This is a genomic window from Shigella sp. FC1967, assembly GCF_001743005.1.
Taxonomy (GTDB): Bacteria; Pseudomonadota; Gammaproteobacteria; order Enterobacterales; family Enterobacteriaceae; genus Proteus.
The window spans coordinates 1-251 of the sequence record NZ_MIIZ01000269.1 but is presented as its reverse complement, the minus strand read 5'-3'; the positions used below and the strand labels follow the sequence as shown (position 1 = coordinate 251).

The 251-nt window shown below is 41.4% G+C and carries 1 pseudogene; it reads right to left on the bottom strand.

The features are described 5' to 3' along the window. Nucleotides 1–212 (bottom strand): annotated as a pseudogene (locus BHE89_RS02465) (transposase); the annotation flags it as partial. Nucleotides 213–251: the final 39 nt, after the last annotated feature.

Sequence of the window (251 nt, the reverse complement as noted above, 5' to 3'; positions counted from 1 at the left end):
AGCAGATGCACATGGTCAGGCTCTCCGTCCATCTCAATAATTTCGCATTCAAGTTTTGCCGCAGCGGAGTCAAATGCATCACGCAGTTTGAGCGATCATTTGTCAATAGCTTACGTCAATACTTTGTCGTAAAGATCAGATGCACGACCAGTTTTACTGACACTGTGCCGCTTTCTGAGGGTTCCCGCCAGTAAATCATCATGATTACTCAATTGATATATTGCCCTAACATGTTAAAATAAAAACATTAT